At 62.4% G+C, this 16,179-nt stretch carries 19 protein-coding genes; 11 read left to right on the top strand and 8 right to left on the bottom strand.

Annotation, left to right across the window (positions count from 1 at the left end; all coding sequences use genetic code 11):
• Positions 1-61: 61 nt before the first annotated feature.
• Genes hslU through hslV form a run of 4 tightly spaced genes read right to left on the bottom strand, consistent with a single transcriptional unit; the run spans position 62 to position 3,102 of the window.
• Positions 62-1,375 carry an ATP-dependent protease ATPase subunit HslU gene (gene hslU / locus ABVQ20_RS21300; RefSeq protein WP_354461442.1) on the bottom strand — a complete coding sequence of 438 codons (1,314 nt, stop codon included), beginning with the start codon at positions 1,373-1,375 and terminating at the stop codon, positions 62-64.
• Between the two features lie 4 nt (positions 1,376-1,379).
• Complete coding sequence (locus ABVQ20_RS21295) at positions 1,380-1,973, bottom strand: DUF2585 domain-containing protein (protein ID WP_354461441.1); 594 nt, start codon at positions 1,971-1,973, stop codon at positions 1,380-1,382.
• Positions 1,974-1,978: 5 nt separating this feature from the next.
• The gene (locus ABVQ20_RS21290; protein ID WP_354461440.1) at positions 1,979-2,500 is read right to left on the bottom strand and encodes a GNAT family N-acetyltransferase; all 522 of its coding nucleotides are present in this window, start codon (positions 2,498-2,500) and stop codon (positions 1,979-1,981) included.
• Positions 2,501-2,550: 50 nt separating this feature from the next.
• Positions 2,551-3,102, bottom strand: coding sequence for an ATP-dependent protease subunit HslV (gene hslV / locus ABVQ20_RS21285; protein WP_354461439.1), 552 nt, complete (start codon positions 3,100-3,102; stop codon positions 2,551-2,553).
• A 259-nt stretch (positions 3,103-3,361) separates the two neighbouring features.
• Between hslV and hisB the strand changes: the two genes are divergently transcribed.
• From hisB to coaA, 9 genes are all read left to right on the top strand, one after another.
• Positions 3,362-3,961 (top strand): imidazoleglycerol-phosphate dehydratase HisB, encoded by a 600-nt coding sequence (hisB, locus tag ABVQ20_RS21280; protein WP_354461438.1) that lies wholly within the window; start codon positions 3,362-3,364, stop codon positions 3,959-3,961.
• A gap of 3 nt (positions 3,962-3,964) precedes the next feature.
• The gene (locus ABVQ20_RS21275) at positions 3,965-4,441 is read left to right on the top strand and encodes a DUF2628 domain-containing protein (protein WP_354461437.1); all 477 of its coding nucleotides are present in this window, start codon (positions 3,965-3,967) and stop codon (positions 4,439-4,441) included.
• A 1-nt stretch (position 4,442) separates the two neighbouring features.
• Positions 4,443-5,093, top strand: coding sequence for an imidazole glycerol phosphate synthase subunit HisH (gene hisH / locus ABVQ20_RS21270; protein WP_354461436.1), 651 nt, complete (start codon positions 4,443-4,445; stop codon positions 5,091-5,093).
• Positions 5,094-5,182: 89 nt separating this feature from the next.
• Positions 5,183-5,473 carry a DUF1330 domain-containing protein gene (locus tag ABVQ20_RS21265; RefSeq protein WP_354461435.1) on the top strand — a complete coding sequence of 97 codons (291 nt, stop codon included), beginning with the start codon at positions 5,183-5,185 and terminating at the stop codon, positions 5,471-5,473.
• A gap of 4 nt (positions 5,474-5,477) precedes the next feature.
• Positions 5,478-6,227, top strand: coding sequence for a 1-(5-phosphoribosyl)-5-[(5-phosphoribosylamino)methylideneamino]imidazole-4-carboxamide isomerase (hisA, locus tag ABVQ20_RS21260; protein ID WP_354461434.1), 750 nt, complete (start codon positions 5,478-5,480; stop codon positions 6,225-6,227).
• The gene (locus ABVQ20_RS21255; RefSeq protein WP_354461433.1) at positions 6,224-7,060 is read left to right on the top strand and encodes an arginase family protein; all 837 of its coding nucleotides are present in this window, start codon (positions 6,224-6,226) and stop codon (positions 7,058-7,060) included. The genes hisA and ABVQ20_RS21255 overlap by 4 nt, the downstream gene beginning before the upstream one ends.
• The gene (gene hisF, locus ABVQ20_RS21250) at positions 7,057-7,851 is read left to right on the top strand and encodes an imidazole glycerol phosphate synthase subunit HisF (protein WP_354461432.1); all 795 of its coding nucleotides are present in this window, start codon (positions 7,057-7,059) and stop codon (positions 7,849-7,851) included. Before ABVQ20_RS21255 ends, hisF begins: the two co-directional genes overlap by 4 nt.
• A 70-nt stretch (positions 7,852-7,921) precedes the next feature.
• Complete coding sequence (locus tag ABVQ20_RS21245) at positions 7,922-8,245, top strand: phosphoribosyl-ATP diphosphatase (RefSeq protein ID WP_354461431.1); 324 nt, start codon at positions 7,922-7,924, stop codon at positions 8,243-8,245.
• A gap of 21 nt (positions 8,246-8,266) precedes the next feature.
• Positions 8,267-9,226, top strand: coding sequence for a type I pantothenate kinase (coaA, locus tag ABVQ20_RS21240; protein WP_354461430.1), 960 nt, complete (start codon positions 8,267-8,269; stop codon positions 9,224-9,226).
• A gap of 57 nt (positions 9,227-9,283) precedes the next feature.
• Here coaA and ABVQ20_RS21235 read toward each other — a convergent pair whose 3' ends face one another.
• The 4 genes from ABVQ20_RS21235 to ABVQ20_RS21220 form a co-directional block, all read right to left on the bottom strand.
• Complete coding sequence (locus ABVQ20_RS21235; RefSeq protein ID WP_354461429.1) at positions 9,284-10,270, bottom strand: phosphatase PAP2 family protein; 987 nt, start codon at positions 10,268-10,270, stop codon at positions 9,284-9,286.
• A gap of 93 nt (positions 10,271-10,363) precedes the next feature.
• A complete protein-coding gene (locus ABVQ20_RS21230; protein WP_354462241.1) occupies positions 10,364-10,987 on the bottom strand; it encodes an alpha-ketoglutarate-dependent dioxygenase AlkB family protein in 624 nt (207 codons plus the stop codon).
• Between the two features lie 79 nt (positions 10,988-11,066).
• A complete protein-coding gene (gene arfB / locus ABVQ20_RS21225) occupies positions 11,067-11,504 on the bottom strand; it encodes an alternative ribosome rescue aminoacyl-tRNA hydrolase ArfB (protein ID WP_354461428.1) in 438 nt (145 codons plus the stop codon).
• An 85-nt stretch (positions 11,505-11,589) separates the two neighbouring features.
• Positions 11,590-13,200, bottom strand: coding sequence for a phosphoenolpyruvate carboxykinase (locus tag ABVQ20_RS21220; RefSeq protein WP_354461427.1), 1,611 nt, complete (start codon positions 13,198-13,200; stop codon positions 11,590-11,592).
• Positions 13,201-13,542: 342 nt separating this feature from the next.
• Between ABVQ20_RS21220 and ABVQ20_RS21215 the strand changes: the two genes are divergently transcribed.
• Both ABVQ20_RS21215 and ABVQ20_RS21210 read left to right on the top strand, forming a co-directional pair.
• Positions 13,543-14,244: a response regulator transcription factor gene (locus ABVQ20_RS21215; RefSeq protein WP_010912942.1), complete on the top strand. Its 702-nt coding sequence runs from the start codon at positions 13,543-13,545 to the stop codon at positions 14,242-14,244.
• A gap of 56 nt (positions 14,245-14,300) precedes the next feature.
• Positions 14,301-16,085: a sensor histidine kinase gene (locus ABVQ20_RS21210; protein ID WP_354461426.1), complete on the top strand. Its 1,785-nt coding sequence runs from the start codon at positions 14,301-14,303 to the stop codon at positions 16,083-16,085.
• Positions 16,086-16,179: the final 94 nt, after the last annotated feature.

Raw genomic sequence — 16,179 nt, 5'->3', positions numbered from 1 at the left:
ATTTGGCCACACATCTATCGGCAGCGCCGGAACAAGCCCGGCGCTGCAATTCTGCCGTCCTTTACAGAATGAATCGCGACAGGTCGGTGTTTCGCGACAGGTCGCCGACATGCTTTTCCACATAGGCGGCGTCGATGGTGACAGAGGTGCCATTGCGGTCGGGCGCGTCGTAGGAGATCTCGTCCAGCACCCGCTCCATCACCGTCTGCAGCCGCCGGGCCCCGATATTCTCGACGCTGGCGTTGAGGTCGACGGCGATGCCGGCGAGCGAATCGATGGCATCATCGGTGAAGGTCAGATCGACGCCCTCGGTCTTCATCAGCGCGATATACTGCTTGATCAGGCTCGCCTCGGTCTCGGTCAGGATGCGGACGAAATCGTCCTTCTCCAGCGCGCGCAACTCGACGCGGATCGGCAGGCGTCCCTGCAGCTCGGGCAGCAGGTCGGATGGCTTCGACACATGGAACGCGCCGGAGGCGATAAACAGGATGTGGTCCGTCTTCAACGGTCCGTACTTGGTTGCCACCGTGGTGCCTTCGATCAGCGGCAGCAGGTCGCGCTGCACGCCTTCGCGAGAAACGCCGGCGCCCATGCCGCCTTCACGCGACGCGATCTTGTCGATCTCGTCGAGGAAGACGATGCCGTCATTCTCCGTGGCGTCCAGTGCCCGGCGCACGACCTCGTCCTGGTCGAGCAGCTTGTCGGATTCGTCGCCAACCAGCAGCGCGTAGGATTCCTTCACCGTCGTCTTGCGCGACTTGGTCTTCTTGCCGCCCATCGCCTTCGACAGCATGTCGTTGATGTTGAGCACGCCGATATTGGCGCCCGGCATGCCGGGGATCTCGAAGCCGGGCATGCCGCCATTGCCGGTATCGGCCACCTCGATCTCGATCTCCTTGTCGTCGAGTTCGCCGTCGCGCAGCTTCTTGCGGAAGCTATCGCGCGTCGCCGGGCTCGCCGTCTTGCCGACGAGCGCTTCCAGCACGCGTTCCTCGGCGTTGATGTGGGCGCGTGCCTTGACGTCCTCGCGCATCTTCTCGCGTACCAGGCCAATGGCGATCTCGACGAGATCGCGGATGATCTGCTCGACGTCGCGGCCGACATAGCCGACTTCGGTGAACTTGGTCGCCTCGACCTTGACGAAGGGTGCTCCGGCAAGCCGCGCCAGGCGGCGCGATATTTCGGTCTTGCCGACGCCCGTCGGGCCGATCATCAGGATGTTCTTCGGCATCACCTCTTCGCGCATCTGGCCTTCCAGCTGCTGGCGACGCCAGCGGTTGCGCAAGGCGATGGCCACGGCGCGCTTGGCGTCCTTCTGGCCGATGATGAAGCGGTCGAGTTCCGAAACGATTTCGCGGGGGGAGAATGTGCTCATATCACTAAATTCCACTTTGCCACTGCTTGATGGCCTCGAACGGATGCAGCAGCATGATCACGTTGAGTGTCAGATTGTCCCGGATCAGATAACCGGTACCCAGTTCGAAGAGGATGGCGAGGCTGACGATCACCCATATAGGTAGCCTTCGCGCCATCACAAATCCCAGCACCATGGCCAGCGTGTCGGACACCGAATTGATGATGCTGTCGCCATAGTAATCCAGCGAGATCGTGCCGGCGCGGTAGCGCTCGATGATGAACGGGCTGTTCTCCAGCAGTTCCCAGCCGCCCTCTATCGCGACCGCGAATGCCAGCCTCAGCCCGATCGGCGAGTTGGGGAACAGGTACCGGGCCAGGGCATAGAACAGGAAGCCGTGGATGATGTGCGAGAAGGTGTACCAGTCCGTAATGTGCTGGGAGTTCTCCGAGCTGTTCACCACGCCGTGCCAGAGCTTGACGTAGCCACAGGTGCAGATCGGCGGGTGGCCCATGAGGTAGAGCGCTACGGCCTGGAAAAGGATCAGGCCGGTAACGATCAGCAGGCCCATGCGCCAGCTGTTTTCATAGGCCGAAAGGTCCTCGCCCGCTGCTTTCATGCCCGTTATTCCCCCTCTTGCGCGTCGTCCTCGGCATCGATTGCCATCAGCACGACATCGCCATAGACCGATTGCCTTCGATCAATGGCCCGGAAACCCGCCTTTTCATAGGCGCGGATGGCTCGCCCATTGGCGGGGTCCGGATCGATGATCACACGCGGCGCGCCTTCCTCGAACAGCTCCTCGACGAATTGGCTGATAATCGCCGGCCCGTGCCCGAGGCCGACCAGCTCCGGCCGGCCGATCGACAGATCTATTCCCAGCGTACCGAAAGGCTGGTCGGCATAGGGATGGCCGTCCTCCATGTGCGGGTCATAGCTCTGTAGATAGGCGATCGGCTTGCCGTCGAGTTCGACGATCAGCGGCTCGACCGAGATGCTGTCGATATGCTCGCGGATCCGGGCGATCTCCGTCTCCGGATCGTCCCACCATTCGGCGACATGCGGCTCGGCCAGCCACGCCGCGATCATCGGCAGGTCCCTTTTGGTCACCGGCCGAAAATCGTAGTTATGGTCTGGCTGGGCCATGGTCTCTTCCGAAAACCGGCTTCCATTTTTCGGGAGCATGGCCGACCGCTTCAGGCGGCATCGATCGTTTCGACGACGAAATTGTTGTTGGTGTAGACGCAGATATCCGATGCGATCTGCATCGCCCTGCGGGCGATCTCCTCGGCATCCTTGTCGGTGTCCATCAGGGCGCGTGCGGCGGCAAGCGCGTAGTTGCCGCCCGAGCCGATGGCCATCACGCCGTGTTCGGGCTCAAGCACGTCGCCATTGCCGGTCAGCGCCAGCGAAACCGACTTGTCGGCAACCAGCATCATCGCCTCCAGCCGGCGCAGGTAGCGGTCGGTGCGCCAGTCCTTGGCAAGCTCGACGCAGGCGCGCGTCAGCTGGTCGGGATACTGTTCGAGCTTGGCCTCAAGACGTTCCAGAAGGGTGAAGGCGTCCGCTGTGGCGCCCGCGAAACCGGCGATGACATTGCCGCCCTTGCCGATGCGGCGCACTTTCCTGGCGTTGCCTTTCATGATGGTCTGGCCGAGACTCACCTGGCCGTCGCCGGCGATCACCACCTTGCCGCCCTTGCGCACCGTCACGATGGTCGTGGCGTGCATGGTCAGTTCATTCGACATCTATTGGCTCCGACTAGCATCAATCCCAGGGAGGCGATTGACGCGTTACGAGTGACTTTGATCGGCCATATGTATGCATGGGACCAGCGATTGCAAACGGCCTTGCCCAGGGCTCGATACCGCCCGGCATGGCAACTGGCAATCGCCGGATCATGCTGCTAGAAGGCTCTCGTTTTCAAGCATGGAACGCTTGAAGCCCTGAAACGCTTGAAGCTCCGAAACGCTTGAAGCCCTGAAACTCTGGGACAAGGACAAGGTCATGTCGCCCCGTTCCGCCGAAGTCAGCCGCAAGACCAGGGAAACCGATATCTCCGTGTCGGTCCATGTCGACGGATCGGGCAAGTCCGACATGGCGACCGGCGTCGGCTTCTTCGACCATATGCTCGACCAGCTGTCGCGTCATTCGTTGATCGACATGACCGTCAGGGCCAAGGGCGACCTGCATATCGACGACCACCACACGGTCGAGGACACCGGCATTGTGCTCGGCCAGGCGTTGACCAAGGCGCTGGGTGAGCGGCGCGGCATCATGCGCTATGCCTCGATCGACCTTGCCATGGACGAGACGCTGACGCGGGCGGCGGTCGACGTCTCCGGCCGCCCCTTCCTGGTCTGGAATGTATCGTTCTCGTCGCCGAAGATCGGCACGTTCGACACCGAGCTGGTGCGCGAATTCTTCCAGGCGCTGTCGCAGCATGCCGGCATCACCTTGCATGTGACCAACCACTATGGCGCCAACAATCACCACATCGCCGAGACCTGCTTCAAGGCGGTTGCGCGGGCGCTGCGCGCCGCCCTCGAACGCGATCCGCGCCAGCCCGACGCGGTTCCCTCCACCAAGGGCTCTCTGAAGGGATAGACCATGGCCAGCTATGTCGTCATGGAGCCGCCGGGCCGTAGCGAAAAGGTCGACACGACCACCTTTGTTCGCGATGGCTTCACCTGGCTCGGTTTCCTGGTGCCGCCGCTCTGGCTCGCCTGGCACAGACTGTGGGTCGAAGCGGGGCTGATTTTTGTCGTCATGGGCCTTCTTTCGATGCTCGGCGAAAGGCTTGGCCTCGGGCTGGCCGGTTCACTGCTGTCGCTGCTTGTGTCGTTCTATGTCGGCCTGGAGGGGCAGGGCCTGCGGATCGCCTCGCTTCGCCGCCGCGGCTGGCATGAATGGGGCGTGGTCGCCGCCGGCGGGCTCGATGACGCCGACACGCGCTATACGCTGGAAACCGACACCCCGGCGGAAGCGCGGGCGCCGGCGCAACGGATCGTTCCGGATGCCGCCCTGGCGCGTCCCACGCAGATGGGCATGGCCCTCGGGCTGACCCACACACCGGGAAAACACTGAGATGCGGGTTGCCATCATCGACTATGGTTCGGGCAATCTTCGCTCGGCCACCAAGGCCTTCGAGCGCGCCGCGCGCGAAGCCGGCATCGCCGCCACGATCGAGCTGACCGCCGATGCCGAGCGCGTCAGAACCGCCGACCGCATCGTCCTGCCCGGCGTCGGCGCCTATGCCGACTGCGCGGCTGGCTTGCGCGCCGTCGACGGCATGTGGGACGCGGTCGAGGAAGTCGCTATCACCAAGGGGAGGCCTTTCCTAGGCATTTGCGTCGGCATGCAGCTGATGTCGCAGCGTGGCCTGGAAAAGACGATCACCAACGGCCTTGGCTGGATTGCCGGCGACGTCAAGGAGATCACGCCGGTCGACCCGGCGCTGAAGATCCCCCAGATCGGCTGGAATACGATCGAGCTCAATCGGAAACATCCACTGTTTTCCGGCATTCCCACTGGTGCAAGCGGATTGCACGCCTATTTTGTCCATTCCTACCATCTGGATGCGCTGAAGCCCGAAGAGGTGCTGGCGGTGGCCGACTATGGCGGCCCGGTGACGGCCGCTGTCACCCGCGACAACCTTGCCGGCACGCAGTTCCATCCCGAAAAGAGCCAGACGTTGGGCCTGGCGCTGATCACCAATTTCCTGCGCTGGAGGCCCTAGAGCATGATCCCGAAAAGTGGATCCCGGTTTTCTCGGACGAACGGTTTTCCCGTTTGTCCAGAGATCATGGTCGAACAAGGGGACTTACCATGAGCAAGAAAGGCTATTGGATGGCGATGATCGATGTCCGCGATCCCGAAATCTACAAGCAGTATATCGAGGCGAACGCGGTGGCGTTTGCGAAGTATGGCGCCAAGTTTGCCGTGCGGGCCGGCCGTCATGAAAATCCGGAGGGGCAGACCGGCAATCGCCACGTGCTGGTCGAGTTCGAATCCTACGGCAAGGCGGTCGAATGCTATCATTCGCCTGAATACCGGCATGCTTCGCAGTTCCGGCTTGCCGCCTCGACCGGCCATTTCGTCATCGTCGAGGGTGCCTGAACGGATGATCCTTTTTCCAGCGATAGACCTCAAGGACGGCCAGTGCGTGCGGCTGAAGCACGGCGACATGGCCACCGCGACCATCTACAACGAGGATCCAGCAGCCCAGGCCCAGGCCTTCGAGGAACAAGGCTTCGAGTGGTTGCATGTTGTTGACCTCAACGGCGCGTTCCAGGGCCAGAGCGTCAACAGCGCGGCGGTCGGCGCCATCCTCAAGACGACGAAGAATCCGGTGCAGCTTGGCGGCGGCATCCGCACTCTGCCGCAGATCGAGGACTGGCTCGATCGTGGGCTTGCGCGCGTCATACTGGGCACGGTCGCCGTGCGCGATCCCGACCTGGTCAAGCAGGCCTGCAAGGCATTCCCCGGCAAGATCGCCGTCGGCATCGACGCCAAGGGCGGCAAGGTCGCCGTCGAGGGCTGGGCCGAGGCGTCCAGCCTCGGCGTCATCGAACTGGCGAAAAAATTCGAGGGCGCCGGAGTCGCCGCGATCATCTACACCGACATCGACCGCGATGGCGTGCTGACCGGCATCAACTGGGATGCCACCATCGACCTCGCCGAGGCGGTGTCGATCCCGGTCATCGCTTCCGGCGGGCTCGCCTCGATCGCCGACATCGTGCGCATGACCATGCCCGATGCCTGGAAGCTCGAAGGTGCGATCTCCGGCCGCGCACTCTATGACGGGCGCATCGATCCGACCGAGGCGCTGGCGATCCTGCGCGGCAGGCCCGGGGCGGAGACGACAGCGTGAAAATCTCGATTATCCTGGCGTCCTATGACAGCGGCCACTATCACGGCGGCTGCGGCCAAGGCCCGGATGCGCTCATCGCCGGCGGGCTGGTCGAAGCCTTGACGCTTGCCGGACACGAAGTTTCCGTCGGGGATATCGGCCGGTTGGGCGACGGGCAGGAGCGCGAGATCGCCACTGGCTTCGCGGTCTGCAATGCGGTGTCGGGCGAGGTCCGTATTGCCCGAGACAGAGGCCGGTTTCCCATCGTTCTCGCGGGCAATTGCCTGACATCAGCCGGTGCGGTGGCGGGTGGAGGCGCGGACGGCATCATCTGGGCCGACCAGCATGGCGACCTCAACACGCCGGAGACATCCACAACCGGCTTTCTCAACGGCATGGCGCTGGCGACCGTTCTGGGCCTGTGCTGGCGGCCAATGGCCAAGGCCATTCCCGGCTTCCAGCCGATCGACCCTTCGCGTTGCGTGCTCGTCAATGCGCGCGACCTCGACCCGGCGGAGACGCAGTTGCTGGAGAGCTTGCCGGTCGTCCGCACGGAGTGCCCCAATGCGGCAAGCTCGGCCGAAAGGCTGACGGCCGCGGGCGCGAAACGGGTGCACCTACATATCGACCTCGATGTCCATGACCCCGAAAAACTCCAGGCCAACCGCTACGCGGATCCGGGTGGCCCGGCCCCGGACCAGTTGCGCCAGGCGGTTTGCGGCATGGCGCTTTCGGCGCCGCTGGTTGGCATCACCATCTCCGCCTACGACCCGGCATTCGACGCGCAGGCGGATGTTCCGCCGCTGGTCGGTCAGTTGCTGAACGATCTCCTCACGACCATAGAGGCCCGGTGATGTTGAAGGCTCGCGTCATCCCTTGTCTCGACGTCAAGAACGGCCGCGTCGTCAAGGGTGTCAATTTCGTCGATCTGATCGATGCCGGTGATCCCGTCGAGGCGGCCAAGGCCTATGACGCCGCTGGCGCCGATGAACTCTGCTTTCTCGACATCACCGCTTCGTCGGACAATCGTGAAACCATTTTCGATGTCGTCGCGCGCACGGCGGAGCAATGCTTCATGCCGCTGACCGTAGGCGGTGGCGTGCGCCAGGTCGCCGACATCAGGAGGCTGCTGCTGGCCGGCGCCGACAAGGTCTCGATCAACACCGCGGCGGTGAAGAATCCGGATTTCGTCGCCGAAGCCGCCGACAAGTTCGGCAACCAGTGCATCGTCGTCGCCATCGACGCCAAGAAAGTGTCTGGCGCCGGCGAGGCCGACCGCTGGGAGATCTTCACCCATGGCGGACGTGAGAAGACCGGCATCGACGCGGTCGAGTTCGCCCGAAAAATGGTCGATCGCGGCGCCGGCGAAATCCTTTTGACGTCGATGGACCGCGACGGCACCAAGGCCGGCTACGACATTGCGCTGACCCGCGCGGTCGCCGATGCGGTGCGCGTCCCGGTCATCGCGTCCGGCGGTGTCGGTACACTCGATCACATGGTCGAAGGCATCCGCGACGGTCATGCTGGCGCGGTTCTGGCGGCCTCCATCTTCCATTTCGGCACCTACACCATAGCGCAAGCCAAGGCGCATATGGCCGAGGCCGGGCTGCCGATGCGGCTGGACTCGCTGGGTAATCGGTCTTAAAGCATGATCCCGAAAAGTGGGAACCGGTTTTCGGAAAAGATCATGCTTAAACAAGCATATAGATGACGCTATGACCGAGTTTTCGCTCTCCGATCTGGAAAAAATCGTTGGGGAACGCGCGCATTCCGGCGACCCGGACTCGTGGACGGCAAAGCTGTTCGCGCGCGGCATCGACAAGGCGGCCCAGAAGCTCGGTGAAGAGGCGGTCGAGACCGTGATTGCCGCCGTCAAGGGCGACAAGCAGGGCCTCGTTTCGGAAAGCGCCGATCTTATATATCATTGGCTCGTCGTTCTCGGCATAGCGGGCATTCCGTTGAGCGATGTGCTCAAGGAGCTTGAAGGCCGTACCGGGCGTTCGGGCATCGCCGAAAAGGCATCCCGGCCGCAGGGCTGATCACGGGAGGTAGAAGACTCGATGGACCAGCTCGCTCCCACCGAGAAATATTCGCCCTTTCGTTTCTTCTCGGCCGAGCAGTGGTCGCACTTCCGTGCCGATACGCCGCTCACGTTGAGCGAGGACGAATTCCGCCGCTTGCGGTCGCTCAACGACCCTGTCGACCTCGAGGAGGTCAAGCGCATCTATCTGTCGCTGTCGCGGCTCCTGTCCGCCCATGTCGAGGCGAGCCAGCTTCTGTTCCGGCAGCGCCAGGCCTTCTTCAACGCCGTCGATATCGTCAAGACGCCCTTCATCATCGGCATCGCCGGCTCGGTTGCCGTCGGCAAGTCGACCACGGCGCGCGTGCTGAAGGAATTGCTGGCGCGCTGGCCGTCGAGCCCCAAGGTCGATCTCATCACCACCGACGGCTTTCTGCTTCCCAACGAGGTCCTGCGCCGCGAAAACCTGATGGAACGCAAGGGCTTTCCCGACAGCTACGATGTCGGTGCGCTGCTGCGCTTTCTGTCTGGCATCAAATCGGCGCAGAGCAGTGTCAGCGCTCCGGTCTATTCGCATCTCACCTATGACGTCATTCCCGGCGAGTTCGTCACCATCGACCGGCCGGATATCCTGATCTTCGAAGGCATCAATGTCCTGCAGCCGGGCAAGCTGCCGCACGACGGCAAGATCGTCCCTTTCCTGTCGGACTTCTTCGACTTCGCCATCTATATCGATGCCGACGAGAAGCTCATCCACAACTGGTATATTTCCCGCTTCATGCGGCTGCGCGAAACCGCTTTCCGCAATCCGGACTCCTTCTTCCATCGCTACTCGCAGCTGTCGGAGGATTCGGCGCGCGCCATCGCCGAAGGCCTGTGGACCAACATCAATCTGAAGAACCTGCGCGAGAACATCCTGCCGACGCGCGCGCGCGCCGATCTCATCTTGCGCAAGGGCGCCGACCATCTGGTCGAGGAAGTCGCGCTGCGCAAACTTTGACCATGGCGGCGGTGCGAGCGATAGCCGTCCTCGACCTTCCCTGGAAGGGGAACTCCCTTAGGGCAGAGTCGATGGTCTGCTTTCGCTTTGCTTCTCGCAAGTGACCAGCGCCCAGACGGCGGACGGCGGCAGGACAGTCCATTGCGCCTGCTGCATCCGGTGGAGTACTTCGCTTACCAGATAGATCGAGACGCTGCCGATGGCGACCCCGGCAATCACGTCGACGAGGTAGTGATTGGCGTGAGAGATCGCTGAAATCCCCATGAGGATATTCCAGGCGATGAGGGGATAACGCACCGGTTTGAGGTCCCACGCAGCCCAGGCGCAGAGGAGCGCACAGGCGGCATGAACGGAGGGGAACGTTACTATCCCCGACGCATTGGCGGCAGACAGGGTGAATTCAGCCTGTTCGCGAACCGCATTGAAATCATGGAGGAAGGCGAAACCGTAATATGCGTTGATGTCGTGAAGCTGCTCCTGCATGATGCCGTAGACGGAGTAGGTCCCGAGCGCGGGGAACCAGATCGAGATGAAGCTGGAGACATAGCAGAGCACGCCATAGGAGAGAATCATCACATAGGTGCGCGCGTGGCGACCAGTCGCCCCGAGGATCAAGGGCAGCATCAGCAGCTGAATGCCTAGGGAACTGTAGGCCTTGGCAAGGATCTCGGCGAAGGCCGGATGCGCATCGACGAACTGGATGAAGGCGACCCAATGCAGGCCAAGCGCCGCGTCGGCGCGCATCAGCGGAGCATCCATGAGCGGCATATCAAGCGACGCGGCAAGATAGGTCGATATGAGGATGGGAACCGTCATGAAAACGCCGATTGCGAGCGCCTCCAATGAAGAGGCAAGACGAAACATCTTGCGTTTCCAGCAGTAGACCGAAAGCGCGAAGAAGCTGGCGAAGAGGTAGCTCAGGTGCCCGAGGTCGTGGTAGGCGAAGCTGACCTTGCTGAATGGCAATAGGGTCAGCACCACGAACGTGGATATCAACGTGAACCAGATCGTCAGTCGGCGCGCGTTCGTCGCGTAAGCGTTCATTGCTCCCACCCGTATCATCCGCCAAGTGTGGACTGTAAGAGAAGCTGTTTAAAACAACGCTACGAACTTCTCTGAAATGGGAGCGATCCGCGCTCAAGTCATTGCATAACGATTGACACGCCGTAGCGTCAGATTGATCCGCCCGCCGTTCCTGAGCAGGGCGGAAGTCGATGGATAGATGCGGTCGACACCGTGGAAGCAGAGGCGCCCTTCGCCGCCGAGCACCACGACATCGCCGCTTTTGAGCTTGAACGACTTGGTACCGCCTTCGCGCGTCGTCTGGCCGACACGAAACAGGCAGTCGTCACCCAGCGACACCGAGACGACGGGCGCGGAGAAATCGGTCTCGTCGCGGTCCTGGTGCAGGCCCATCCTGGCATCCTCGGTATAGAAATTGACCAGGCAGGCCTCCGGCGGATGCGGATAGGCCGACACCTGCCGCCATAATTCCAGCAGCGCCTCGGGGATCGGCGGCCAGGGCATTCCTGTCAGCGGATGCGTCGGCTGGTAGCGATAGCCCCGCTCCTTGTCCGTGACCCAGCCGAGCGCGCCGCAATTGGTCATGCGCACGCTCATCTCCTTGCCGGTGCGCGGCATCGCCGGCACGAACAGCGGCGCCTCCTGAACAACCCGTCTTACATCCTCGACCAGTGCTTCCTGGGCGGCACGCGGCAGGTAACCTGGCATGTGGCGGACGCCTTTGGGCAAGACGAGCATGGTCTGAGCGATGGTCCGGTTGGCAGCATGAACAGGCATGCCACTATGATGCGTGAGCGACGATCCGAAAAGCCTTCGGTCAGTCGTCGCCGATCTTGCCGCGCAGCTTCTTGATCGTGCCGCGCCCGGCCTTCGTCTTGAGCCGGCGTTCGACCGCGCCTTTCGACGGCCTGGTCTTCTTGCGTGGCGGCGGCGGCGGTTCGGCGGCCTTGGCGACCAGCGCTGTAAGCCGTGCCCGTGCATCCGCGCGGTTCTGTTCCTGCGTGCGGAAGCGCCCGGCTTCGATGACGATGACGCCGTCCTTGGTGGCGCGCTGGCCGGCCAGCTTTATGGTCCGCTCGCGCACGCGCTCCGACAGGCCCTGCGCATTGGCCGCGTCGAAGCGCAGTTGCACGGCCGTCGCCACCTTGTTGACGTTCTGGCCGCCCGGACCCGACGAGCGGATGAAGTCCTCATGCAGGTCATCGGGATGGATGACCGCGCCATTGGCTATGATGATCGTATCGTCGGCACTCATGGTGCAGTCATGGCGCGGCGGCCGGAAAAAGAAAAGGCCCGATCGAAACCGGGCCTTGCTGTGAACCTCGGACTGCCGGGGGATGTTACTCGGCGGCCTCCCGCATGCCAGGCGCGGCGCCCAGCACGGCGGCGTCGACATGGCTTTCGAATTTTCCGAAATTGACGGTGAACATGCCGGCCAGCCTTGCCGCTTGCCGGTCATAGGCTGCCTTGTCGGCCCAGGTCGAGCGCGGGTCGAGGATGGCGCCGTCGACGCCGGGAACTTCTGTCGGCACTTCGAAACCGAAATTGGCGTCGGTGCGGAACTCCGCCGTCTTCAACGAGCCGTCGAGGGCCGCCGCAAGCAGGGCCCGCGTCGCCTTGATCGGCATGCGCTTGCCGGTCCCGTAGGCGCCACCGGTCCAGCCGGTATTGACCAGCCAGCAATCGGCGCCATGGCGGGCAATCAGCTCCCGCAGCAGATTGCCGTATTCCGATGGATGGCGCGGCATGAACGGCGCACCAAAGCAGGTCGAGAACGTCGCTTCAGGCTCGGTCACGCCCTTTTCGGTTCCGGCCACCTTGGCCGTGTAGCCGGAGAGGAAATGATACATCGCCTGCGCCGAGGTCAGCCGCGCGATCGGCGGCATCACGCCGAAGGCATCGGCGGTTAGCATGATGATGTTCTTCGGATGGCTGGCGCGTCCCGTCTTGCTGGCATTCGGGATGAAGTCCAGCGGATAGGCGCAGCGCGTGTTTTCGGTCAGCCGGCCGTCGTTGAAATCGGGCACGCGGTTCTCGTCGAGAATCACGTTTTCCAGCACCGTGCCGAAACGCTGCGTCGTGGCGAAGATTTCAGGCTCGGCCTCCGCCGAGAGCTTGATCGTCTTGGCGTAGCAGCCGCCTTCGAAGTTGAAGATGCCGTGCGGACCCCAGCCGTGCTCGTCGTCACCAACCAGCGTGCGCGATGGATCGGCCGACAGCGTCGTCTTGCCGGTCCCGGAAAGCCCGAAGAAGATGGCCGCGTCGCCATTGTCGCCTTCGTTGGCCGAGCAATGCATCGGCATCACGCCCTTCGTCGGCAACAGATAGTTGAGCATGGTGAACACCGACTTCTTCATCTCGCCGGCATAGGAGGTGCCGCCGATCAGCACGATCTTGCGCGAAAGGTCGACGGCGATGATCGTTTCGGTGCGGCTGCCGTGGCGGGCCGGGTCGGCACGGAACGACGGCAGGTCGATGATCGTCATCTCCGGCACGAAATGCGCGAGCTCGTCGGCTTCCGGACGTATCAGCAGGTTGCGGATGAACAGGGAATGCCAGGCGAGTTCCGTGACGACCCTTGTCGTCAGCTTCAGCTCCTCGTCGGCGCCGCCGATCAGATCCTGCACATAGAGGTCCTTGTCCGCCGCGTGGGCGCGAAAATCGGCGAGCAGCGTTTCGAACTGGGCCGGCGAGATCGACTTGTTGTTGTCCCACCATACGTGCAGGCCGGTCGCCTCATCACGAACGACAAACTTGTCCTTCGGCGAGCGGCCGGTGTGCTGGCCGGTTTCGGCCATCAGCGCGCCCTGTGCGGTCAGCCGGGCCTCGTTGCGCCGGATCGCTTCCTCATAAAGCGCGGCCGCGCCGAAATTGTAGCGCACGACGCCAGTGGTTTTCAGGCCGATCTGATCGATCGCGCAGGCTAAATTGCGTTTGCCGGCTTCCGACATCAAGTGTCCCTTCTTCGATTTGCCGCATCGTGGCCGGCGAATTCCCGGCAGCCCACTGCGGGGCTGGGAGGGTCAGAACCAGAAAAGTCGAATGATATCAAATCATTAATCGATTTAAAAAATTTGAAAGTTGTTTAAATCGTTTATATGTGCAAAAAGTCCGGTGGTTGCCCAAAGGATTGGCGGCGTTTATTCGTCCAATCCATGTAGAGGTACGTTTGTGGTCGCCACTATGCCGCTCGTGACAGCGGTCGAAGCCTATGCCACATTTTGTACCTAATTTGTCCTGCAAAAGCCCCTTCTCGACGAAAGAAGGGACAGCTCATGAGGGAGCCGCTTGAAATGGCAACAATCGCGCTTGTCGATGACGACCGCAACATTCTGACGTCGGTGTCGATCGCTCTCGAATCGGAGGGCTATCGCGTCGAAACCTACACGGATGGTGCGTCAGCGCTGGAAGGACTGGCGGCGCGTCCGCCGAATCTCGCCATCCTCGATATCAAGATGCCACGCATGGACGGCATGGAACTGCTGCGCCGGATGCGCCAGAAATCCGACCTGCCGGTGATCTTCCTGACGTCCAAGGATGATGAGATCGACGAGCTTTTCGGCCTCAAGATGGGCGCCGACGATTTCATCCGCAAACCCTTTTCGCAGCGTCTCCTGGTCGAGCGCGTGCGTGCCGTGCTGCGCCGTGCCAGCGCTCGCGAGGCCGCGGCCAAGGCGCCCAGCCAGCAGGCGCGTTCTCTCGAGCGCGGCCAGCTTGTCATGGACCAGGAGCGTCACACCTGCACCTGGAAAGGCGAACCGGTGACGCTTACCGTCACCGAATTCCTGATCCTGCATTCGCTGGCACAGCGTCCCGGTGTTGTAAAAAGCCGTGATGCGCTGATGGATTCGGCTTATGACGAACAGGTCTATGTCGACGACCGCACCATAGACAGCCACATCAAGCGGCTGCGCAAGAAGTTCAAGGCCGTCGATGACGACTTCGAGATGATCGAAACCCTTTACGGAGTCGGATACCGGTTCCGCGAAGCATGATGCATGCCGCACGACGATATGCATCGAAATAAAGACTAGGCAGGGCCTGCTATTCGATGGCAGTGGAGGCACAGCGAACAAGACCGGCGGGCGCTGCCAGGCGGCCGTCGCGCATCATGCCATCATTCGTGTCGAAATTCACGGTGCCGATGCGGCGCTTCCTCGGCCATCATATCTTCTCGAGCCTGACGCGGCGCATCCTCTTCCTCAATCTCGCCGGGTTGGCCGTCCTTGTCATCGGCATTCTCTACCTCAACACCTTCCGTGACGGGCTGATCGACGCCCGCGTCGAAAGCCTGATGACGCAGGGCGAGATCATCGCCGGCGCCATCGCCGCGTCGGCCACGGTCGAGACGGATTCGATCAGCATCGATCCGGAAAAGCTGCTGGAGCTGCAGGCCGGCGAGAGCCTTGGTCCTGGCTCCGACCAGCTCGACAATCTGGATTTCCCGATCAATCCGGAGCGGGTGGCGCCGGTGCTGAGAAGGCTGATCTCGCCGACGCGCACGCGTGCCCGCATCTACGACCGTGACGCCAATCTGCTGCTCGATTCCCGCCATCTCTATTCGCGTGGCCAGATCCTTCGCTACGATCTGCCGCCGGTCGAAGAGGAGCAGCCCGATCTGGTCGAGCGTATCCAGAAATTCATCTTCGATTTCTTCCGCAACACCGAACTGCCCATCTATCACGAGCAGCCTGGCGGCAACGGGGCGGCGTTCCCGGAGGTGGTCAAGGCACTGACCGGCAGCCCATCGACCATCGTGCGCGTCAGCGAGCAGGGCGAGCAGATCGTTTCGGTGGCCGTGCCGATCCAGCGCTTCCGCGCCGTCCTCGGCGTGCTGATGCTGTCGACCGAAGGCGGCGACATCGACAAGATCGTCGCCGCCGAGCGCAAGGCGATCCTGCGTGTCTTCGGCATCGCCGCCCTTGTCACCGCTATCCTGTCGATGCTGCTGGCATCCACCATCGCCAACCCGCTGCGCCGCCTGTCGGCGGCGGCGGTGCGGGTGCGGCGCGGCGTCAAGAGCCGCGAGGAAATCCCGGATTTCTCCGACCGGCAGGACGAGATCGGCAATCTGTCGATTGCCGTGCGCGACATGACCAATGCGCTCTACGCCCGCATCGAAGCGATCGAAAGCTTCGCGGCTGACGTCTCGCACGAGCTGAAGAACCCGCTGACGTCGCTGCGCAGCGCGGTTGAAACCTTGCCGCTGGCCAAGAACGACAATTCGCGCAGCCGGCTGATGGAGATCATCCAGCACGATGTCAGGCGGCTGGACCGCCTCATCACCGACATCTCCGATGCCTCCCGTCTCGACGCCGAACTGGCGCGTGAAGACGCTGGCACGGTGGATCTGAAGAAATTCATCACCGATCTCGTCGCCGTTTCGCGTGAGGCGACGCGCAACAAGAAGGCCGTCGAGATCGAGCTCAGGGTCGCCAAGCTGCCGCAGGGCGTCAAAGGCTATTTCGTCGTCGGCCATGACCTGCGCATCGGCCAGGTGATCACCAATCTGATCGAGAATGCCCGTTCCTTCGTTCCCGATGAGCGCGGCCACATCATCCTGTCGCTGGCGCGCGCCGGCAAGTTCAACATCGTCACCATCGACGACAATGGACCCGGTATCCGCGCCGACAACATCGATCGCATCTTCGAGCGCTTCTATACGGATCGGCCTGCCGGCGAGGCCTTTGGTCAGAACTCGGGCCTCGGCCTGTCGATCAGCCGCCAGATCGTCGAGGCCCATGGCGGCACGCTGACCGCCGAGAACATCCCGGGCACCAAGCCCGGTGAGATCAAGGGCGCGCGTTTCGTTGTCACCCTGCCGGCCGAAGCATGATCCCGAAAAGTGGGAACCGGTTTTCGGATGAGATCATGCTTCAGCCAAAAACCATGATCCCGAAAAGTGGGGACCGGTTTTCGGATGAGGTCAT

The sequence above is a fragment of the Mesorhizobium shangrilense genome (genome assembly GCF_040537815.1).
Lineage (GTDB): Bacteria > Pseudomonadota > Alphaproteobacteria > Rhizobiales > Rhizobiaceae > Mesorhizobium > Mesorhizobium shangrilense.
The sequence above is the reverse complement of the archived record's forward strand: the minus strand, read 5'-3'. Positions and strand labels throughout refer to the sequence as shown.